Source organism: Bacillus sp. JJ722, from assembly GCF_036963345.1.
Taxonomy (GTDB): Bacteria; Bacillota; Bacilli; order Bacillales; family DSM-1321; genus Bacillus_AD.
In genome coordinates, this window is the sequence record NZ_JBALMO010000181.1 from 1 (window position 1) to 22,538 (window position 22,538).

General features: G+C 34.7%; 21 protein-coding genes. 16 read left to right on the plus strand and 5 right to left on the minus strand.

The genetic code is table 11. The annotated features are described in order from the left end of the window. From V7014_RS19725 to V7014_RS19780, 12 genes are all read left to right on the plus strand, one after another. On the plus strand, positions 1 to 817 hold an 817-nt coding region (locus V7014_RS19725), incomplete at its 5' end, for a heptaprenyl diphosphate synthase component 1 (RefSeq protein WP_335509524.1). A gap of 4 nt (positions 818 to 821) precedes the next feature. Beyond that, a complete protein-coding gene (locus tag V7014_RS19730) occupies positions 822 to 1,529 on the plus strand; it encodes a demethylmenaquinone methyltransferase (RefSeq protein ID WP_335509527.1) in 708 nt (235 codons plus the stop codon). Positions 1,530 to 1,566: 37 nt separating this feature from the next. Continuing rightward, a complete protein-coding gene (gene hepT / locus V7014_RS19735; RefSeq protein WP_335509529.1) occupies positions 1,567 to 2,529 on the plus strand; it encodes a heptaprenyl diphosphate synthase component II in 963 nt (320 codons plus the stop codon). A 105-nt stretch (positions 2,530 to 2,634) separates the two neighbouring features. Beyond that, a complete protein-coding gene (ndk, locus tag V7014_RS19740) occupies positions 2,635 to 3,081 on the plus strand; it encodes a nucleoside-diphosphate kinase (protein ID WP_335509531.1) in 447 nt (148 codons plus the stop codon). A gap of 402 nt (positions 3,082 to 3,483) precedes the next feature. After that, positions 3,484 to 4,254 carry a CheR family methyltransferase gene (locus V7014_RS19745; protein WP_335509576.1) on the plus strand — a complete coding sequence of 257 codons (771 nt, stop codon included), beginning with the start codon at positions 3,484 to 3,486 and terminating at the stop codon, positions 4,252 to 4,254. Between the two features lie 100 nt (positions 4,255 to 4,354). Next, a complete protein-coding gene (gene aroC, locus V7014_RS19750; protein WP_335509533.1) occupies positions 4,355 to 5,527 on the plus strand; it encodes a chorismate synthase in 1,173 nt (390 codons plus the stop codon). A 2-nt stretch (positions 5,528 to 5,529) separates the two neighbouring features. Beyond that, complete coding sequence (gene aroB / locus V7014_RS19755) at positions 5,530 to 6,609, plus strand: 3-dehydroquinate synthase (protein ID WP_335509536.1); 1,080 nt, start codon at positions 5,530 to 5,532, stop codon at positions 6,607 to 6,609. A 49-nt stretch (positions 6,610 to 6,658) separates the two neighbouring features. Then, positions 6,659 to 7,024 carry a chorismate mutase gene (aroH, locus tag V7014_RS19760; RefSeq protein WP_335509538.1) on the plus strand — a complete coding sequence of 122 codons (366 nt, stop codon included), beginning with the start codon at positions 6,659 to 6,661 and terminating at the stop codon, positions 7,022 to 7,024. A gap of 154 nt (positions 7,025 to 7,178) precedes the next feature. Further along, positions 7,179 to 8,285: a histidinol-phosphate transaminase gene (gene hisC / locus V7014_RS19765; protein WP_335509540.1), complete on the plus strand. Its 1,107-nt coding sequence runs from the start codon at positions 7,179 to 7,181 to the stop codon at positions 8,283 to 8,285. A 21-nt stretch (positions 8,286 to 8,306) separates the two neighbouring features. Beyond that, positions 8,307 to 9,410 carry a prephenate dehydrogenase gene (locus tag V7014_RS19770; RefSeq protein WP_335509541.1) on the plus strand — a complete coding sequence of 368 codons (1,104 nt, stop codon included), beginning with the start codon at positions 8,307 to 8,309 and terminating at the stop codon, positions 9,408 to 9,410. A gap of 21 nt (positions 9,411 to 9,431) precedes the next feature. Next, positions 9,432 to 10,718 carry a 3-phosphoshikimate 1-carboxyvinyltransferase gene (gene aroA, locus V7014_RS19775; protein ID WP_335509543.1) on the plus strand — a complete coding sequence of 429 codons (1,287 nt, stop codon included), beginning with the start codon at positions 9,432 to 9,434 and terminating at the stop codon, positions 10,716 to 10,718. Between the two features lie 162 nt (positions 10,719 to 10,880). Further along, a complete protein-coding gene (locus V7014_RS19780; protein ID WP_335509545.1) occupies positions 10,881 to 11,207 on the plus strand; it encodes a MazG-like family protein in 327 nt (108 codons plus the stop codon). Positions 11,208 to 11,307: 100 nt separating this feature from the next. Here the strand turns inward: V7014_RS19780 and thrC are convergent, their stop codons facing one another. Further along, entirely contained in the window at positions 11,308 to 12,582 is a 1,275-nt protein-coding gene (thrC, locus tag V7014_RS19785) for a threonine synthase (protein WP_335509578.1), read from the minus strand. A 157-nt stretch (positions 12,583 to 12,739) separates the two neighbouring features. Between thrC and V7014_RS19790 the strand changes: the two genes are divergently transcribed. Further along, positions 12,740 to 13,636, plus strand: a complete 897-nt coding sequence (locus V7014_RS19790) for a LysR family transcriptional regulator (protein WP_335509546.1) — start codon at positions 12,740 to 12,742, stop codon at positions 13,634 to 13,636. Positions 13,637 to 13,714: 78 nt separating this feature from the next. On the opposite strand, the gene V7014_RS19795 is transcribed toward V7014_RS19790, so the two are convergent. The 3 genes from V7014_RS19795 to V7014_RS19805 all read right to left on the minus strand — a co-directional run bounded on the left by V7014_RS19795 (position 13,715) and on the right by V7014_RS19805 (position 16,677). Next, positions 13,715 to 13,984 carry a hypothetical protein gene (locus V7014_RS19795; RefSeq protein ID WP_335509548.1) on the minus strand — a complete coding sequence of 90 codons (270 nt, stop codon included), beginning with the start codon at positions 13,982 to 13,984 and terminating at the stop codon, positions 13,715 to 13,717. A gap of 221 nt (positions 13,985 to 14,205) precedes the next feature. Further along, positions 14,206 to 15,522: an MFS transporter gene (locus V7014_RS19800; RefSeq protein WP_335509550.1), complete on the minus strand. Its 1,317-nt coding sequence runs from the start codon at positions 15,520 to 15,522 to the stop codon at positions 14,206 to 14,208. A gap of 561 nt (positions 15,523 to 16,083) precedes the next feature. Beyond that, positions 16,084 to 16,677: a TetR/AcrR family transcriptional regulator gene (locus V7014_RS19805; protein WP_335509553.1), complete on the minus strand. Its 594-nt coding sequence runs from the start codon at positions 16,675 to 16,677 to the stop codon at positions 16,084 to 16,086. 154 nt (positions 16,678 to 16,831) lie between these two features. On the opposite strand from V7014_RS19805, the gene V7014_RS19810 reads away from it, so the two are divergent. Together V7014_RS19810 and V7014_RS19815 are read left to right on the plus strand one after the other, a co-directional pair. Further along, entirely contained in the window at positions 16,832 to 18,370 is a 1,539-nt protein-coding gene (locus V7014_RS19810; RefSeq protein WP_335509555.1) for a class I adenylate-forming enzyme family protein, read from the plus strand. Between the two features lie 72 nt (positions 18,371 to 18,442). Continuing rightward, positions 18,443 to 19,297: a YtnP family quorum-quenching lactonase gene (locus tag V7014_RS19815; RefSeq protein ID WP_335509557.1), complete on the plus strand. Its 855-nt coding sequence runs from the start codon at positions 18,443 to 18,445 to the stop codon at positions 19,295 to 19,297. Positions 19,298 to 19,368: 71 nt separating this feature from the next. Here the strand turns inward: V7014_RS19815 and V7014_RS19820 are convergent, their stop codons facing one another. Continuing rightward, on the minus strand, positions 19,369 to 20,295 hold the full coding sequence (locus V7014_RS19820) for an AraC family transcriptional regulator (protein WP_335509559.1): 927 nt from the start codon (positions 20,293 to 20,295) through the stop codon (positions 19,369 to 19,371). Positions 20,296 to 20,527: 232 nt separating this feature from the next. Here V7014_RS19820 and V7014_RS19825 point away from each other — a divergent pair, with 232 nt between their 5' ends. Next, positions 20,528 to 22,321 (plus strand): glycoside hydrolase family 13 protein, encoded by a 1,794-nt coding sequence (locus tag V7014_RS19825; protein ID WP_438824947.1) that lies wholly within the window; start codon positions 20,528 to 20,530, stop codon positions 22,319 to 22,321. Positions 22,322 to 22,538: the final 217 nt, after the last annotated feature.

Consider the following 22,538-nt stretch of genomic DNA (forward strand, 5'->3'; position numbering starts at 1 on the left):
GAACAATATTTACGATTATAGTAAACAATTACATAACCATATCATTACTAAAGCATTTCATCCTTATCTTCGACGTTTTCTTTCTGAGCCAATGATTGAAGAGAAAAAATTGTTTTTGCTTATATTGTTGTTTCAAGAGCTGGATATATCGGATGAAGAAAGAGATCAATATATAACGGCAACAATGCTTATTCAAACGGCTTTAGATACTCATGATAATGTGTCTACGTCTCCGGCTAAAGGTAAGCCTGAAATATTAAAGAATCGCCAATTGACTGTATTAGCTGGAGATTATTATAGTGGTTTGTATTATTATATTTTGTCGCAATTAGAAAATATTGAATTAATTCGTTCTTTAGCAGAAGGTACGAAAGATATTAATCAACAAAAAATTATATATCTTCAACATGATTTTACTGATGAACAAGCCTTGTTACAAACGATTCAAGTTATTGAATCTTCGCTTATTGTGAAGGTGGCAGATTGTTTTAGCCTTAAGACAAATAAACGGTTTATAGAGCAATATTTACTTTTAAATCGTCTGCAAAAAGAAAGAGTAACTTTTAAATCTAATCGTTCATCCTATGTTTATGAGATGTTCGCTCAAATTTTGTTTGCTAAAGAAGAAGCGCAACTTACGCAAACGGAAAAATCTTCATTAGTTTCTGTTGTAGATAAACATATCAATCAGATTTATCAAGCTTGTATTAAAGAATTAAATGTGCTTTCACCGATAAAAGCAAGTACATTGTCGTTATTTAAAACAACACTTTTGGAAGATGAGTGGAAAGTAAACTCATTGGCGGAGGAAGGGTAAAATTATGCAACAAACAAAAGAAGAAAAAGTGCACAAGGTTTTTGAAAAAATATCACAAAATTACGATAAAATGAACTCAGTAATTAGTTTTCAGCAGCATGTAAAATGGCGCAATAATACAATGAAAACAATGAATGTGCAGAGAGGATCAAAGGCTTTAGATGTATGTTGTGGAACAGCTGATTGGACAATTGCGATGGCTAACGCTGTTGGAACGGAAGGGCATGTAACGGGTTTAGACTTTAGTAAAAATATGTTAAGTGTTGGAGAAGAGAAAGTCCAAGAATTACAGTTGAAAAATGTTGATTTAATACATGGTAATGCAATGGAGCTACCATTTAAAGACAACACATTTGATTATGTAACAATTGGCTTTGGCCTTAGAAATGTTCCTGACTATCTAACAGTGCTAAGAGAAATGCATCGTGTTCTAAAGCCAGGAGGATTGGCTGTTTGTTTGGAAACATCGCAACCAACGATGATAGGCTTTAAACAAGGGTATTATTTTTACTTTAAACATATCATGCCTTTGTTTGGGAAAATGTTTGCGAAAAGTTATGATGAATATTCGTGGCTTCAAGAATCAGCTTCAGACTTTCCGGGTATGAAAGAATTAGCTGCAATGTTTGGAAAAGCAGGTTTTGAAAAAGTGACTTTTAAAGCCCATACGGGTGGAGTAGCTGCTACTCACTACGGTTATAAAGCAAAATAATGATGTACTTTGATGAAAATAGAGCTGGGTGGAATGTATGAAATTTAAAATGTTGTCTTCTTTTTTAAACGGTGATTTACAAACAATAGAAAAAGAGCTAGAAGTAAGCATTCAAGCGGAAGATCCCCTTCTACAAGAGGCTTGTTTGCATTTGCTACAAGCAGGAGGAAAACGTATACGCCCAGTATTTGTGTTGTTAGCTGCTAAATTTGGGGATTATGATATCGATGTAATAAAGAAAGTAGCTGCTTCTTTAGAATTAATTCATATGGCTTCACTTGTTCATGATGATGTTATTGATGAAGCATTGACGCGAAGAGGTGCACCTACGATTCAATCTAAATGGAACAATCGAGTGGCCATGTATACTGGTGATTATATTTTTGCACAGGCGTTAGAATTGATTACAACGGTAAAAAAACCGGAAGCGCACCAATTATTGTCTAAAATGATGGTTGAATTATGTTTGGGTGAAATTGAGCAAATCCGTGATAAGTACTTATTTAACCAAAATTTAAGAACATATTTTAGACGAATAAAACGGAAGACTGCCTTACTAATTGCTACCAGCTGTCAATTAGGAGCTATTGCAGCAGGTGCTGATGAAAATATTCACAAGAAGCTGTTTCGATTTGGCTATTATGTAGGTATGTCGTATCAGATTATTGATGATATCTTGGATTTTACTGCTACAGAGAAAACATTAGGAAAGCCAGCTGGTGGTGATTTAAAGCAAGGAAACATTACTTTACCTGCTCTCATTGCCATGCGTGATGCGGATTTACGAAAACAAATTGAGACGGTATATGAAGAAATTGATGATAATGCTATGGCTAGCATTATAGATTCAATTAAAAAATCTGGAGCAATTGAGCAGTCTATTAAGATGAGTGATCAATACTTGCAGAAAGCGTTTAAAGAATTAGAAGGTTTACCGAGTATTAAAGCTCGAAAAAATCTGAACGATATTGCGAAATATATAGGAAAACGAAAGTTTTAACGAGATTCTGCTTCTGAGTTGCGAAAAATGTAAAACAATGTTACTATCATTTGTGGATTGTTTTGTATTTTCTAAAAACTCATACGTATAAGGAGTGGATTCAACATGGAGAAAACTTTTTTAATGGTTAAACCTGATGGAGTTCAACGTCAATTAATAGGGGAAATAGTTGCACGTTTTGAGAAGAAAGGCTTTCAATTAGTAGGCGCTAAATTAATGCAAATTCCTACTGAATTAGCAGAGCAACATTACGGTGAGCACAAGGAGCGTCCTTTCTTTGGTGAACTAGTAGAATTCATTACATCTGGTCCAGTATTTGCAATGGTATGGCAAGGTGAAAATGTAATCGCTACAGCACGTACAATGATGGGGGCAACTAATCCAAAAGATTCTGCACCAGGCACAATAAGAGGTGACTTTGCAGCTACTGTTGGAAAGAACATCATTCATGGATCTGACTCACCAGAAAGCGCAGTGCGCGAAATTGGCTTATTCTTCAAAGAGGAAGAGTTAGTAAATTATTCTAAATTAATGAACGAGTGGATTTATTAATCATAACGAAAGGAGGCTACCAAAAAGTTGAGCTTTTTGGTAGCCTCTTTCTTTGAATAATAGGATCTTGCACTTATTCCAAACTTGCATCTTACAGACATAGCTTCTAATAGCATGATTCTTTTTTCGAGTTTGCACTAGTAGTTTATATTTAATTAACATAGGGATGCTTTTTTATGCAATACGATTTAACTGGATTGGTGATGGTTTTTCTCATAATAATGTCCAAAAAATCCACTAATACATATGCAAAAATTGATTTAGATATATTATGATAGAGTGAGTAACTATACTGTTATATAAATTAAAAGAAAATTTTAAAAAATAAAACTTATTTGTATCTTATCGTTATATTAAAAAGATATTTTCAATTGGATGGTTAGGAGAGTAGGGTTTTTGATGATTAATGATTATCAAGATTTTATCAGCAGAATAAAGAAGTTAACAGGAATTGATTTACAATTATACAAGGAAGCACAAATGAAGCGCAGGTTAACATCGCTTTATGAGAAGAAAGGATATAGGAACTTCGGTGATTATTTCCAATACATTGCAAATGATTCAAATGGATTGAATGAATTCCTTGATCGTATGACAATTAATGTTTCAGAATTTTATCGAAACGGAAAACGCTGGGATGTACTTGACCAGAAAATATTACCACGCTTAGTTCAGAAAACAGACCGTTTGAAAGTTTGGAGTGCAGCATGCTCAACTGGTGAGGAGCCTTATACATTAGCAATGGTTATTGCGAAGCATATGCCACTTTCTAAGGTTTCAATTTTAGCTACTGATTTAGACGAAGATGTTCTAGCACGAGCTAAAATGGGTTTATATCATGAAAGGTCTCTTAATGAGCTTCCGACTGAAATGAAGAGAAAGTATTTTGAGAAAAATGGTGACTACTATAAAGTTACCAATGAGATTAATCAAGCTGTTACGTTTAAAAAGCATAATCTATTAGCTGATGCTTTTGAAAGTAATTTTGACCTTATTGTATGTAGGAATGTGTTAATTTATTTTACAGAAGAAGCGAAAGATATGTTGTATGTAAAGTTTAGTGATGCTTTGAAGTCAGATGGTGTATTTTTTGTAGGTAGTACGGAGCAAATATTCAGTGCGGCACAGTATAATCTAGAAACAGAAGATACATTTTTTTATCGAAAAAAGTAAAATAAATAATTTTTTAATGCATTTTTTGTTACAGCAAACTTAGTTTGTGTTATATTGTATTACATAAAAGCTTTACAGCGCTAAAAAGGGGATGAATTCATTGCGTTATTTAACATCAGGTGAATCACACGGACCGCAGTTGACAACTATTATCGAAGGCTTGCCAGCAGGATTACCACTTTCTACTGAAGATATAAATGCAGATCTAGCTCGCCGTCAAAAAGGTCATGGTCGTGGAAGAAGAATGGTAATTGAAAAGGATACAGTTAACATCACAGGAGGAGTACGTCATGGGAAAACCCTTGGTTCTCCTGTTTGTTTAGTTGTTGAAAATAATGATTGGAAACATTGGACAAAAATCATGGGTATTGAACCTATTTCAGATGAGGAAGCTGAAACGATTGCTCGTACAGTATCAAGACCTCGTCCAGGGCATGCTGACCTAAATGGCGGTTTAAAGTATGGGCATCGTGACTTACGTAATATATTAGAACGATCGTCAGCTCGTGAAACAACAGTACGCGTTGCGGCAGGAGCGGTAGCGAAACAATTACTATCGAAGCTAGGCATTAAAGTTGGCTCTCACGTTGTGAAAATTGGTGGAGTGGAAGCGAAGAACGTCGCTTATGATAGTATCGAGCAATTACAACAAATTACAGAAGAGTCTCCTGTACGTTGCTTAGATGCAGAAACAGGACAACAAATGATGGACGCTATCGACCAAGCGAAAGCAAACGGAGATTCAATTGGAGGTATTGTCGAAGTAATTGTCGAAGGCATGCCAGCTGGTGTTGGAAGCTATGTGCATTATGATCGCAAATTAGATGCCAAATTAGCTGCTGCAATCGTAAGCATTAATGCTTTCAAAGGTGTAGAGATTGGGATGGGCTTTGAAGTTGCAGATCGATTTGGTAGTGAAGTCCATGATGAAATTGCATGGAGTAAGGAAAGAGGCTACTACCGTCTCTCAAATAGATTAGGTGGATTTGAAGGTGGCATGACATCTGGTATGCCGATTGTTGTTAGAGGCGTAATGAAGCCAATTCCAACATTATATAAACCTTTAAGAAGTGTAGATATCAATACGAAAGAAGAATTCACAGCAAGCATTGAACGTTCAGATGCTTGTGCTGTTCCAGCAGCAGCAGTTGTAGCTGAAGCGGTTATAGCATGGGAGCTTGCAGCAGCAATTGTGGATCAATTCCCAAGTGATACATTCTCAGGATTAGCTAATTACATCGAGCAATATCGACAACAATTAAAGGAGTTTTAAGAATGAATCAGCTAACGATTGAAACATCATCTAAAACATATCCGGTTGTAATCGGTAGCGAAATATTGAAAGATTTACCTGAGTTTATTAAGACAAAACTTCAACCATTATCGAAAATTTGGATTATTTCAGATGCAACAGTGGCGCCATTATATCTTGCTAAACTGCAAGATATTCTTGCTCCACATTTTAAAGACATTGTGGTCAGCGTTGTCCCAAGTGGTGAAAGTGCAAAAACATTTTCTGTATTTGAGCAATGTCACCGAGATGGGTTAGAGGGTAATGTGAATCGTAAATCTATTATCTTAGCTTTAGGTGGTGGCGCTGTAGGGGATTTAGCAGGATTCGTTGCAGCTACGTTCATGAGAGGAATTCGTTTTATTGGAATTCCGACCACTCTATTAGCACATGATAGCGCTGTTGGTGGTAAAGTAGCGATCAATCATCCGCTAGGGAAAAATATGGTTGGTGCTTTTCATCAACCAGAAGCGGTTTTCTATGATTGGAGCTTATTGCAGTCGTTACCAGAGAAAGAGCTTCGTTCAGGATTTTCAGAAGCGATTAAACATGGGTTAATACAAGACGAGAATTTCTTTAACTGGATGCATTCTAATATTCAAAGTTTGCAAGAGTTATCGGGAGATGTTCTTGCTCAAGTTATTACAAAAGGTATTGGTATTAAAGCTGCAATTGTTAAACAAGATGAAAGAGAGCTTGGTGTTCGTGAATATTTAAATTTCGGACATACATTGGGTCATAGTATCGAAGCGAATTTTGGATATGGAAAAACAACCCATGGTGAAGCGGTCTTAATTGGAATGATTTTTGCTTTGAAAATGAGTATGGAAAAAGCGGGTCTTGATTTTGATATTGAAAACTTCATAACTTGGGTAAAGAAATTGGGTTATTCTACTGTATTACCGCCATTAGATCATGATGATTTATTACGTAGCATGAAAAAAGATAAGAAAACAACGAGTTCGGAAATTAAGTTTGTTGTATTAAATAAGATTGGAGAACCAACAACTATTCAATTAAATGATGATGAAGTCTTGAATTGCTTGAAAAAGTATTTTGTATAAGAATGCACATTATTGAATAAGTTATCTTCAGTAATAAGGAGGGAAGAGAATGTTAAGAGGAGTACGCGGAGCAACGACTGTCAATCAAAATGATGAGCAGGAAATAGTAGCAAGTACGGAAGAAATGCTAGTGGAAATGATTGAAAGTAACGCGATTCAACCTGAAGATGTATGCTCTTGTATTATATCGATGACGGAAGAATTAACCGCGACATTTCCGGCAAAAGCGTTAAGGCGAGTAGAAGGTTGGCGATATGTTCCGGTAATGTGCGTACGTGAGATTCCTGTAACCAACTCGTTAGAAAAATGCATTCGAATCATGTTGCATTGGAATACAGATAAAGCACAAACCGAAATTGAACATGTGTATCTTCGTAAAGCGGTAGTTTTACGTCCAGATTTAACGAATAAATGACACCCGAAAATGGGTGTTTTCGTTTATTTTTTAGTACACATAAATGATAGAATGCCTTTTTAGACATTATGCACGAATTCATTTCAAAAGGTGTTACAACGAACATAGTTTTCGTGCTTTAATTTGATAAAAAGATAGAGGGGGAAGAATGACCATGAAATGGAAAAACAATATTCTTAACTTAAAAGCTTATACACCGGGAAGAACAATTGAAGAGGTTAAAAAAACATATGGATTAGAGCAAGTTACAAAATTAGCAAGTAATGAAAACCCATATGGATATTCTTTACATGCTAAGGAAGCTTTACTTACTTCATCATCAAATTATGCTCTATATCCTGATGGAAGTGCAAATCTGTTAAAAGGAGCTTTAACAAAACATATTGGACTTCCTAAAGAACAGGTCATTCTTGGGAATGGATCGGATGAAATTATTGCAATGATTGCAAGAGCGTTATTAGAGCCAGGTGTAAATACTGTAATGGCAACACCTACTTTCTCTCAATACAAGCATAATGCGATTGTAGAAAAGGCTGAAATTAGAGAAGTACCATTAAAGGATGGTAAACATGATTTAGATGCTATGATAGCAGCGATAGATGAGAATACGTCAGTTGTTTGGGTATGTACTCCGAATAATCCGACAGGTATCTACATTACAGAACAAGAATTAATAAAATTCTTAGATCAAGTACCTCAAGGTGTATTAGTAGTGCTGGATGAAGCCTATTCTGAATATGTTGTAGCTGATGATTATCCAAATAGTACAGCGCTATTAAATAAATATTCGAATCTTGTCATTCTTCATACTTTTTCAAAGATATATGGTTTAGCTAGTTTCCGAGTAGGTTATGGTATTGCTTCAAAAGAAGTTACAACAAAGCTTGAGCCACTTAGAGAACCTTTTAATGTAAACACATTAGCACAATTAATTGCAGTTGCAGCACTTGAAGATCAAGCGTTTGTGAAAGACTGTAGAGAGAAGAACCGTGAAGGAATGCAGCAATACTATGACTTTTGTAAAGAAGAAGGACTATTTTATTATCCTTCACAAGGGAATTTTATCTTAATAGATGTTAATGAAGACAGTGATGAAGTGTTTCACTATTTAATGAGTAAAGGATTTATTATTCGAAGCGGTAAAGCACTAGGCTTCCCAACCTTTATTCGAGTGACAATAGGTACTGAAGAGCAAAATGCAAATATTATAGCTGAAATACGTACTTATTTAGCGACACGAAATTCAGAAGTTAAAAGTTAAACGTCAAAGGGGAGAGCAGATTTGCGAGGGAATGTGTTTGTAATTGGTCTTGGCCTAATTGGTGGATCAGTTGCTTTAGCTATAAAGAGTACGTTTAAAGATGTTACTGTTACGGGGTATGATATTAATGAAAGTGGTTTACAGCTTTCCAAGTCACTCGGCTTAATAGATGAGATATGTACATCGATGAAGGAGTGTGCTGAGCAAGCTGATTTAATAATTATAGGAACGCCGGTTAAACAAACGGAAGAGCTTTTACCTATATTAGCTAGTTATTCTTTAAAGTCGAATGTAATTGTGACTGATTTAGGTAGTACGAAAACAAAAATCACTGAGATTGCTTCGAGTCTTACTGAGAAAGGGATCACCTTTATTGGAGGGCATCCAATGGCGGGTTCTCATAAAAGTGGTCCGGCAGCAGCTAAAGCTCTGTTATTCGAAAATGCGTTTTATATTTTAACTCCCACATCAGAGATAGAGGAAAGAAAAGTTGCTGAATTAAAAATGTGGCTAAGAGGTACGAAAGCGAAATTCATCGTACTAGCGCCTACAGTTCATGATCAGTTAACAGGAGTAATCAGTCATTTTCCTCATATCATTGCGGCAAGCCTTGTTCATAGTGCTCAGGATTCAGAGTTGGAACATAATCTTGTAACTAGATTAGCTGCTGGTGGATTTCGAGACATTACCAGAATTGCATCAAGCAACCCTGAAATGTGGCGCGACATTTTAATTCATAATCGCGACGTGTTATTGTCCTTAATGGATGATTGGGTTGAACAGATGGTGAAGGTAAAAGATTATATTAAGAAGAGTGATAGTGATCATATATATGAATTCTTCGCTAGTGCTAAAGCATTCCGAGATGAACTTCCAAACCGTTCACAAGGAGCTATTCCTTCTTTCTATGATTTGTACGTAGATATTCCGGATTATCCGGGTATTATCTCAGAAATTACAGGATACTTAGCTGAGGAAAGAATTAGTATCATTAATATTAGAATTATAGAAACGAGAGAAGAAATATACGGTGTGTTAGTGATTTCGTTCCAATGTGAAGAAGATCGTAAGAAAGCGGAAGAATGTATTATGAAGCAAACAAATTATGGCGTATATATTATGTAGAAGAAGAGAGAGGAATCGGGTATGACAAATAGGAGAATGATCACAAATGTAACATCTTTACAAGGCACAATTGAAATTCCAGGAGATAAATCTATTTCGCATCGGGCAATCATGTTTGGTTCGATTGCTGAGGGAACAACAACCATTCGAAATTTCTTAGCGGGAGAAGATTGTTTAAGTACTATTTCATGTTTTCAAAAACTTGGTGTAGCTATACAGCAAGATGGAACAAATGTGACCGTTGAAGGCAAAGGGGTACACGGATTACAAGAAGCACAAGAACTACTTGATGTAGGAAACAGTGGTACTACCATTCGCTTAATGACAGGTATATTATCTGGTTTACCTTATCATTCAGTTCTAGCTGGTGATGCTTCAATTGCGAAAAGACCGATGACTCGAGTCGTTGAACCATTACGTCAAATGGGGGCGAATATTGAAGGTAGAGAGCAGGGGAAATATACACCTCTTAGTGTTCGAGGAGGGAAACTTAAAGGAATTACGTATGAATTACCAGTAGCAAGTGCGCAAGTGAAGTCATCTATTCTACTTGCAGGATTGCAAGCTGAAGGTGAAACGACAGTAATTGAACCTGCGAAAACAAGAAATCATACCGAAACAATGCTTCAAATGTTCGGTGTGCAGGTTAATACGAATGACCGAACGATAACAATTGAAGGTAATCAAAAACTTACCGGTACGGATTTAACAGTTCCAGGAGATATTTCATCGGCAGCGTTCTTCTTAACGGCCGGTGCCATTGTACCAAATAGCCGTATACTGTTGAAAAATGTCGGCTTAAATGAAACAAGGTCAGGTATCATTGATGTGTTACGAGCGATGGGTGCGGACTTTATCATAATTAATGAAAATCATTCTTCAGAACCATTTGGTGATATCGAAATTGGTACCTCGAATTTAAAGGGGACTGAAATTAATGGAGATATCATACCGCGTTTAATCGATGAAATACCGATTATCGCATTAATGGCTACACAAGCAGAAGGAACAACCATTATTTCTGATGCTAAAGAGTTAAAAGTGAAAGAAACAAATCGTATCGATACAGTTGTTTCAGAGCTAACTAAACTAGGAGCAGATATTACTGCAACTGAAGATGGCATGATCATTAAAGGTAAAACACCACTTTCAGGAGGAACGGTTAATAGTTATGGGGATCACCGCATTGGCATGATGCTTGCAATTGCTGCAACAATCGCACAAGGAGAAGTGATTTTAGAGGATGCAGAAGCGGTAGCTGTTTCTTATCCTAATTTCTTTGATCATTTAGAACAGTTAATGAAGTAGAGTGAAACTTTAAGGGGTGTCCGAAAAGTGATTGAAAATCACTTTTCAGACAGCCCCTTTTTTGTATTGCTTTCTGTATCCATCCTTTCATTTCACGATAAGTATTATAGTGTATGATTATCTATGGAACTTTCTAAATAATGAGAGCAAAGGAGATTTATTATGGATGTAAATGAATTTCAACTTTGGGTAAAAGAGTACTATGAGTCAAGAGGATGGTCGAATCTAGACATCTTCATTCGTATTGGATTCTTAGCTGAAGAAACGGGCGAAGTAGCTAGAGCTATTAGAGCTTTAGAAATCGGAAGAGATCGACCAGATGAAATGGATGGTACATATAATGAGAAAAAACAAGAAGTTATTGAAGAGCTAGGGGACGTACTCGGTAACATTATTGTAATTGCTAACAAATATGATATAAAGCTTGATGATATTTTTCAGGCACATCAAGAAAAGTTAAATGAGCGATACACATTAGTCAATGAATGAAAAAACGTTATAAGAAGCTGTCTTAATTGACAGTCTTATTAATAAAAAACATCTTCTCATCCATCAAATCGTTGTGGATAGGGAGATGTTTTTTACTATTTTAAACTAACCTATTTGTACACTTCCTAATGCTGTTTATTGTTAATTCGGATCGTTGGATTGTATTTTTAAATGATGCATTGGCATGTTCTCCAAAGTGATAATGCTTTAATACATCTGTATCCTTTAGAATATTTCCTGTTAGAATACATAATACAGATTCTTCTTTATCAATTAACTTCTGGGAGACTAAATGACGGAGTCCCGCAATTGTTGCTGCCGAAGCAGGTTCACAACCAATACCACTTTTATCGATAATCGCTTTGGCGTTAAGAATTTCCTCATCCGTTACTGAAATTGTTATTCCTTCTGTTTGAATGATGGTGCGAAGTGCTTTTTTCCAACTTGGTGGATTACCAATGTTCAATGCAGAAGCTCTAGTATTTGGAAAAGGCTCAGGCTTAAGTTCATTCTTTTCTTGAAGCAACATTTTATGAAATGGACTGGCACCCTCTGCTTGAACAATTGCAACCTTTGGCATTTTATTTATAAAACCTAGCGTAAATAAATCCTGTAATCCTTTACCTAAAGCTGTCGCATTACTTAATGCCCCTCCAGGTACGATTATCCATTCAGGTAATTGCCAGTTTAAATACTGTGCTATTTCATAAATTATACTTTTCTGTCCTTCAATTCTAAATGGATTGATTGAATTACATACGTACAATCCGAGATCATTGCTATATTTCTCTAGAAATTGAATGCCGTCATCATAAGTCCCGTCAAAACTAAAAACTTTTGCACCATAAGCTAATGTCTGTAAGACTTTATTGATTGATATATCTTTATCTGGAACGAAAACGCAGGAATTTACATTAGCAATTGACGCATACATCGCTAAAGAAGATGAAGTATTTCCAGTTGAAGTGCAAGTAAACAGCTTATGTCCTAATGATTTACCATGAGAAACGGCAACAGTCATACCATTATCCTTGAATGAACCACTAGGGTTCTCGCTTTGTGCCTTTACAAGAACTTGTTTAAGCCCGGTATAGTTTTGTAGTAATTCAGAAGTGTATAAACCTGTATTCCCTTCAAATTTTGTTACAATATAGTCATCGGGTAACTCAGGATAGATTAACTCTTTGTACCTCCATACCCCACTTGCATAAGGGGTCATGCGTTCAGAAAGACGTTCATGAAATAAACGTTTCAAACAATCGGCATCATATCGACGAAAATCATGCACGATATCAATTAATCCACCACATGTACAGTAATAGTGAAACTCGTTCGAAGGCAGTTCTTTACCACAATCCATACAGACATATTTCATCATTATCTGGGATCCCATCTTGATCCTTTCACCTCTCCATTAAAAATTTAATTGCGAATGATTTTTTGTAATTTTAGAATAAGGGAGAATTATTAATAAATCTAATATATATTTCTTTAGTATTGATAACTTATATTTATGAATACCGAGGTGAAAGATGAATCTTCATGCATTGAGACTATTTCATATAGTCGCTGAAAAAAGAAATGTTACTCGTGCCGCAGAGGAACTTAATTTAAGTCAACCCGCTGTAACAGCACAAATAAAAAAATTAGAACAAGAATTAGGTTTAATTTTATTAGCACCAAAAGGTAGAGGAATTTTACTAGCAGAAGCAGGCATACAACTTGCTAAACAAACGAGAAGATTGTTTTCTCTAGAAGCAGAAATAGAAGCATTTATTGAACAATATAAGAATGGACTCATTGGAAAGCTGCGCATTGTTGCAACATATCTTCCAGCAAATTTTCTATTACCAAAATGGCTAGCAAGGTATAAACAAAGATACCCTGAAGTTGGAATAGAATTAACGACAACTAATTCGAGTAAAGCGATTGATCAAATAATCAATTATGAAGCAGAGATCGCATTCATCGGTGGGAGAAAGGATGTTCATCCATTTATTAGCAGTAAGGAATTGTTCGAGGATGAAATGTGGTTTGTGGTGTATAAAGATCATAAGTTAGCTTCAAAAAAGGTAACATTAGCAGAGATTGTGCGTGAGCCATTTGTTTTTCGAGAAGAGGGCAGTTCTTCAAGAGAAAAACTATTATCATTATGCAAAATAAATAACGTGAATCAACCGACTGTTGGCTTACAAATGAATGGCTTAAATGAAACAATTAGAGCTGTTATAGAAGGATACGGAATGGCATACGTTTCATCTCTTGAAGTGAAAGAATATATTGCCCGTGGTGACGTTGCGAAAGTTCATGTAGAGGGAATTGAATTGAAAAATCCTATTTCAATATGCACAAGAAAGGAAGAGGTACTTTCAGAGCCTGCGCTTAATTTGATACAAACAATTATGAATGAGGTTAAAATGAACATATAAAAAAGCCGCTCTAATAGAACGACTTGAATATACATCTGAATTGAAGTTTCATCTATCTTACTTAGCCCAAAGGCAAACTCACTTTGCTGTAGTCTTTAGAATTTTGTATTTAACAAGTTGATATAATTCATATGTGAAATAAATAAACCAAGCTAGCATAAATATTCCGAAGAATGACCAAATAATTTGCCACTCTACGTTTCCATCCATGTATAAGTTATATACACGTGATGCACTCATAATCGTTCCACCTAATCCAAGAATAGCTAGTATTAAAAAAATGATTGATCCTATTATAGTTCCTGTTGAATCGTGTTTGGTAGAGTTTCTTTTTTCGACAGCATTCATTTTTCTCACTCCTTTACATAACTTGAACTGATTTATTGTCCATATAAGTAAGAAATATTCTATTATATGTTTACCCATCAGAAATAAGACAAAACATCTTTTAATTCTGATATTGTTGGATAAGTAATGAGAGGGTATTCAGTGTTTGGATTATGTGGACCAAAAAAGGATAAGAAAAGCATGAATCTGCTTTCTTATCCTTATTAATATTGATTCTAATGTTAATTTTGAATATTTGATGCTTCATTAAGTTCTGGGATTGTGTCAGACTTCTTGTCTAGCTTTAATCTTAATAACGCAATTAAGCCAATGAAAAGTAATGTAGCTAAAACAAACATACCTTGCGTAAACGGTACTAGTCCAAGAATCATTGGTCCAACGAAACCACCTAAAGCCGCAAATGAATTAACAAGTGCAATTCCAACGGGTGCTGTAGATTCTGTGAAGAAGAAAGTTAAATAGGCAAAGAAACAACCAGTAAATCCATATAATCCGGCGGAAGTAATTGTTAACATAAGCACCATCATAAAGACGCCTTCCGATAAACTACATCCAATAAATCCAGCAATAGCGATAAGTAGACAAATAATTAAATGTGCTTTTTGCTTATTCGTCCGATCTGAATTCCAGCCTACAAACAATATGGCAGGTATACCTACCAACGATGGAATCATAGCTAACCATCCGATTTCTAAATTGGTTGTTGATGTCTCTGATAATGATTTAATGATGGTTGGAATCCAAAAGGATAAGCCATAAACTCCTGTATAACCTGCAAAGTAGAAGAGTGAAAGTTTCCATACCTTTAAATCTTTGAGCATTTCTAGCTTTGAAACTTTATTGATTTTTGCACTTAGTTGTTGTTCGATGGCTAATTCATCTTCAAGCCATTCTATTTCTTCTTTTTCTAACCATTTTGCATTAGAAGGTTTATTTGTTAAGTAGAAAATAACTATAATTCCTAATAAGATAGCCGGTAAACCTTCTAGAATAAACATCCATCTCCATCCCGACATGTTAAACCAAGAAATATTATCAATAATCCAAGTTGATAGTGGAGCACCAAATAATCCTCCTATTGGTAAGGCTAATAGTAAGATAGCTGTTGCACGACCACGCTCACGCTTTCTAAACCAATACGTTAAATAAAGAATAATACCTGGGAAAAAACCTGCTTCTGCCACCCCTAATAAGAATCGTAAAATATATAAATGAGTAGCTGATTGTACAAAACCGGTTAATACTACGATAATACCCCAAGAAATCATAATTCGTGCAATCCAAACACGAGCTCCAACTTTATGCATAATCATATTACTGGGAACTTCAAAAAAGAAATAACCGACAAAGAAAATACCTGAGAGTAGCCCAAATACTTCTGCGGTTAAAGCTAATTCAGCATTCATTTGTAGAGCAGCAAAACCTAGGTTTACTCGATCTAAATAGGCAATAGTATAAAGAATTAAAATAAAAGGAAGAATACGTTTCATCGTTTTATTAATGGTACTCTTTTCAATAGCTTTTATTGATTGATTCATAAATGGCTCCTCCAAATTCGAATTTAGATTGCATAATAAATATGAATGTTAATATTTCTATTGTTAGTATGTTGTAAAATGATAGCGATACCTTCCTTTTACTAATGCAAAGAGTTATGGTATTTAATTCGTTCACTTCAATTATTGTTACTGTTTCTAGATAGCTTTCGTATTAAGCCATGAAAGTTTAACAAGAGGTGGAATATGAGCAGAGTTCAAAAGGGGTTGAAATAGCTGTAAACTATTGTATTAGACTGTATGTTCCTTAAAGATAAATTCTAAAAAATGACTACGACACGATTTTGTAAGGGCTATTCTCCTTTCTATTCATTTGTTTTTTTAATAAATGTAAGCGTTAACTTTTTCATAGACTGTAGTCTAATTTTATAAATATTAAAAATAGTTTGTCAATGGCTATTTTAGTGTATTTTTGCTTTTTGAGAAAATATAACTGGGGATTATCGTTCTAAAGAGTATTTGCTATGGAGAAAAAGTATGTGCAGCTAGGAGAAACGAGCTGCACATTAGAGGTTTATAAAAATGAGTTGATAAGCCTTACGTTTATTTCATCAATCCTTTGATTACAACTGCAAATAGGTTTTCTTGTTCAACTTTTAAAGAATAATTTCCCTTGTTAATACTCCAATCATATAGTATCCCTCTCATTACTCTAGTGATAATGGTTACCATTTCATCAACAGTAAAGTCTTGTCGGAATACATTTTCCTCTTGTCCTTTTTGAAAAATACAAGAAAGAATTTGATAGAGTGGACGATCTGGATTCAAGAAGAAGCTTTCTCTTTCAACATTTAATTCTTGTTCATAGAGAGTGCGTGTAACATCCCAACCTATTTCATTTTCGATGTATTCCATTTGCATGAAAAGGAAGAGTTTTAGTGAATTTTCAATTGAATCAACTTGTTCTATTTTGGGTAGTAATTCTTTTACATAAAAGCTATCTATTTCTTTAAACTTCTCTAAAAAGATATCGTGTTTACTTTTAAAATGATTATAAAAAGCTCCTTTAGACGTAGAAGATTTCTCTACAATCTCATCAACTGTAACATTACTAAATCCTCTTTCGTTAAACAATGCCATAGCTACTTTTAGAATTCTTTCTTTCGTTTTTAATGCTCTAGTTTTCCTAATACCCATAAAATCACCTTTTCTAAAATTTCTAAAAATACATTGACAAAAGGAGTATAGTTTGCGAAATTAATTTCATAGACTATAGTCTTTATTATCTATCATTAATCTTATTTTTGTAAACATTGAAAGTGAATTTGAACAAAGAAGGGAGCTAACATTCATGCTAACACAAGGTAATTTAACGATTTATACAAAACTGATACAGCAAGTAGAAAGATATAATAATAAACATTTTTTGATATATGAAAATGAAGAAATTAGCTATTCTAATATGTTAAAGCGGATTAATAAATGTGCCCAATGGTTGACTAATCAAGGCATTAAAAAAAAGGATACAGTAGCTGTCTTTCTCTCGAACTCCCCACTCTTTTATGAGGTATGGTTTGCTTGTGGGGCGATAGGAGCTATTCTTTTACCAATCAATACGGCATCCACTGCACCTGAATTAGATTATTTTCTTGAGCATTCTGAGAGTAAAGGTCTTATATATGAAAAAAGGTTAGTAAATGACACACATCTAGAAATCACTTCGAAATATCCTCTATTGTTCATTCAACCATCTTCACTTGAATGGGAAGAAAAAAAGCAAAAGTTAAATGACTCTAATGTGAAAATGCAAGTTTCAGCTGATGATGTTGCATGCATTATGTATACTTCCGGCACAACAGCTAAACCAAAAGGTGTATTAATCACACATGAGAATTATTTATTTGCAGGTCATTCTTCCGTACTCTATCAAAGATTAACTCCAGAAGATCGTTATCTAATATTTTTACCTCTCTTCCATGCGAACTCCCAATACTATACAAGCATGGCGATGCTTGTAGTTGGTGGCACAATCGTTTTACTTAATAAATTTAGTTCCAGTACTTTTTGGGATAGTGTAAAACGATATAAGCCTACAGTTAGTAGTCTTGTAGCGACGATTATTAAAATATTAAATAGTTCACCCCCACACCCAGATGAAACACAACATTCATTGCGCCAAGCAGGATACGGATTATTTGTTACGAAAAATGATATTGACAGTTTTCAACAGAGATTTGGTATTCATTTATTTCAATGGTATGGTATGACTGAAACGATTACAACTAATATTGTAACGCCATTGGATGAAGACATGCCTGTAGACCCTCAAACAGGTATTCTTCCAATTGGAAAAGCGGGATTAGGAATGGAAGTAAGAATAATAGATGAAAATCATGAAGATGTTCCTGTAGGAGAAGTTGGACAAATTATTGTTAAAAGTCCTTCTTTAATGAAAGGCTATTTCAAGAATGCGGAAGCTACCGCTGAAACAATTAAAGATGGATGGCTTTATACTGGAGATAATGGATATTGTAATGATGAAGGCTTTATTTGGTTTGTAGACCGCAATAAAGATATGATTAAACGAGCAGGAGAGAATATTTCATCTATTGAGGTAGAAAATGTGTTAAGTAATCATCCAGCTGTGCAAGAATGTGCTGTTATCAGCGAACCGGATCATTTAAGGGAAGAAGCTGTAATCGCTTATATTATATTGCAAGAGAATACGAATACATCTCAAGAAGAACTAAGCGCATATTGTCGAGCGCATTTATCCAACTTTAAAGTGCCTCAGGAATTTCGCTTTATTGATGATTTTCCGAGAACCTCAATAGGTAAGATTCAAAAAAATCTTTTGAGAAGTAAAGAGTTTTCTAGTTTTAAAGAATAACAATTGTAAGAGATAATTACCTTTTGAATTAAACTAATATTCTGATAGAATGTGTAAGTGAGGAGGGATTAGATGGATCAATTACAATTTGGTAATATAACTTTAACATGGTTAAAGGGTGGCATTACAAATTTAGATGGTGGAGCAATGTTTGGTGTCGTGCCAAAGCCGCTATGGTCAAAGAAGTATCCTTCTAACGACAAAAATCAAATTAAGTTGGCTACCGACCCTATTTTAGTACAGACAGAAGGCAGAAATATATTAATAGAATCAGGTATCGGTAAAGGAAAGCTTTCAGATAAACAAAAAAGAAATTACGGTGTAGAAGCTGAGACAGAAATTGATGAATCATTAGCAAAGCTTGGTTTAAGCGTTAATGATATTGATACAATATTAATGACTCATTTGCATTTCGATCATGCAAGCGGTTTAACAAAACTAGAAAACGACGAATTACAGTCAGTGTTTTCGAATGCAAAAATCATAACAACTTGTACAGAGTGGAATGAAATGAGAAAGCCCAATATTCGCTCGGAAAATACATATTGGAAAGAAAATTGGGAGCCGATTCAGGAACGAGTTGTCACATTTGAGGATGAATTGGCTATAACAGATTCCATCAAGATTGTACATACGGGCGGGCATAGTGATGGGCACGCAATCATTATTATGGAACAAAATGATGAAGTACTTATTCATATGGGTGATATTATGGCGACGCATGCTCATGCAAATGTGCTTTGGGTTATGGCATATGATGATTATCCTATGAATTCTGTGTATCAAAAGCAAGCTTGGATGGATTACGGTCTGAAACGAGATGCAATCTATACGTTTTATCATGATTCTTTGTACCGAGCTGTTAAATTTAGTCGTGATGGAAAAGAGATTGTTTATAGCTTGGAACGTAGTCAAGAGCAAGTATAATAAAAGTAAACAAATGAAACAATGTTGCACATAGCAAGGATTAAGAAAGAATAACGGCCTATTTCCAATATTTAATTGGAGGTAGGCCGTTTACTTTTGCCTGAACGTAAGCTAGTGTTTTGGTTTTGCAAACTTTTACGACAGTTAGAAGGGGTTTGTCCAAATCGCTCTTTAAATTGCTTAGTGAAATATGCAGGTGATTCAAATCCTGATTGAAGCGATATAGATGTGATATTTTCTTGAGTGGAAGATAGTAAATACATAGCATGGTTTAAACGAATATTATTTAAATACTGATTTGGTGAAAAGCCTGTGTAGGCTTTAAATAAACGAATAAAATGATACATGCTATAACCTGATGATTGAGCTAATTCATCCACAGTCATCTTTTGATGAAATGAATTTTGAATAAAGGTGGTAATTTGTCGAATGGATTGATTTTTTTTATCATGGTTGGGCCATTTTTTCACATGAATAATATCGTTTTGAAAAAGTGTGCCGAGTAAAAGGTAAAGTTCACCTTTTAACATTAATTCAAACCCTGTATCTCGATGAATGTAATGGACTAGTAATTGATCTAAATGTCTAACCAGTTTTTTATGAGCTGAATGGTTAGTATCAATGAGTGTTGTGAATTGTACAAAGTCCTCTGTCAAAGGATTAATATAATTTTGTTGAACAGCATCCCCGTACATTAAAGATAATGCTTGAACAGAAAAAACAAGTGAATGATAGGAAATAAAATCAGTATGAATTTCTTTAATACAGTGTAACCGTTTAGGAGGAATGATGATGATATCTCCTTTTGTTAATGTGAAATTTTCATTGTTAATTTGATAGGTAATGTTTCCTTTTGTAAGCAAAAAAATTTCAAATTCTGCATGCCAATGCCAATATTTTTTATGTAAACGAGCTGGTTCTGAGGCAATATAGAATTGAAACGGAAGTAAATGATTACCGTGAATTATTTTCTCTTTATAACGATCAAATTCGTTCATTAGGATACACCTTCTTTCAAAATAGCAATTTTATTATATTTTATCGCATATTTTTGAAAGAATAAAGAAAGAAAAAGCAATATACTAATAACAATGATAATAGTTTTTTAATATATTAAATCATTCATCCACAATTCGCAGTAAGCGTTTACAAGCGGAAGTGCTAAATGGATGGGTAGAAGAAGATATGTATGATACTTAATAGTCAATAATAAGGAGTGTTTGAACAATGATTACTAAAACAGCTATTTACCATCGTGGGAAAAATAATTTTTGCTATGGCTATGATAAAGATACGCTACATGTTCGCGTACGTCTAGCAAAAAATGAAGCTCAAAAAGTATCATTACGCATTGGAGATCCGTACGATTGGGCAACTGGCATTGGCGGCAACTTAAATGCTGAAGGCGCAAAAGATTGGATAGGTGGAACAACGATTCCAATGAAAAAAGAAGCAGAGACTGAGTTATATGAATATTGGATCGCTTCTTTTATGAATGATACAAAACGTTTTCGCTATGCTTTTATTATTGAAGATCAAGATGAGAAAATAATATTTGGTGAGAAGCGCATCGTAACTTTAAATCCAGAAAATGAAGAGGCAGCACTACAAGAAGTGAATAATTTCTTCTGTATGCCATATATGAATAACATAGATATTGGGAATGTACCTAATTGGGTTAAAGATACAGTATGGTATCAAATTTTCCCTGAGAGATTTGCTAATGGTAATGACGCAATTACCCCAGAAAATGCAGTACCGTGGGGAAGCGAGCCAACTCCAGAAAATTTCATGGGTGGCGATTTGTACGGTGTAATAGACAAATTAGATTATTTACAAGATCTAGGTATAACAGGACTGTACTTCTGTCCAATATTCCATGCTTCTAGCAATCATAAATACGATACGATTGACTATATGGAGATTGATCCACAGTTTGGAGATAAAGAAACGTTTAAAAAACTTGTTGAGGAAGCACATAAAAGAGGCATTCGTGTAATGCTTGATGCGGTATTTAATCACGCTGGTTATCAGTCGAAGTTCTTCCAGGATGTATTGGAAAACCAAGAGAAATCGATTTATAAAGATTGGTTCTATCTTCCTGAGTTCCCTGTTTCATTTGAAAAGGGTAACTATGAGAAGTTTGGTTATTGTAATCCTATGCCTAAGTTTAATACAGAAAATCCAGAGTGCCGTGAGTATTTATTAGAGGTTGCTCGTTATTGGGTGAGAGAATTTGATATTGATGGTTGGCGTTTAGATGTGGCTAATGAAGTGGACCATGTATTTTGGCGTGACTTCCGACGCGAAGTGCGTGCAATTAAATCGGATGTATATATTTTAGGTGAAATTTGGCATGATTCAATGCCATGGCTTCAAGGTGATCAGTTTGATGCGGTTATGGATTATCCTGTTGGATCAGCTATTATCGATTTTATTTGTTATCAAAAAATTTCAGCTGAAGAATATAAATATGCTTTATCAGAAGCGCTTGTTCGCTATCCGAAAAATATGAACGAAGTAACTTTTGCTTTATTAGATAGTCATGATACGGCTCGTATTGTGACACGTTGTAAGGATGATCTTGATAAAGTAAGACTAGCGTATTTACTTTTATTTAGTTATACAGGTTCACCTTCTATTTATTATGGTGGGGAAATCGGGCTTAATGGTTTAGATGATCCCGGCTGCCGTAAAGCAATGCCTTGGGATGCATTAGATGCAAATAAAGAATTTACAAGTTTTATTCGTCGATTAATTGAATTGCGAAAAACAGTTCCAGCATTAAGATCACAAACATTTAAATGGGTTGATACGGAGTCAGAATCTTTATTGATGTATCGTAAGGATGCTGAGGAAGGAAATGTATGGTTCGTAATTAATAACAGTGATACGGAACAAAGAATAGATACTGCCCTTTTTGAAAACCATTCATATGTTGATTTAATCTCTGGTGAAAAAGTAACTTTATCGGCATCACAAACGATTCCAGCATTTGGTTATCTAGTTATACAAGAAGGATAAAGTCTTTAAAAATTTCCAGCTTTTGGTTTTGTGAAATGGATTTTAGATACTTATTCTTCGCAGAACAATCAGTGCGTTTTTCTATGTGTTGGAACAAATGAGACGGTCACATAATTAATAAATACAGAATAGAGCTTACCTTGAATATATTAACATTTGAGGTAAGCTTTATTTATTTTTCTATCAAAAAGTTTTTCAATGTGTTATAGGATAAATA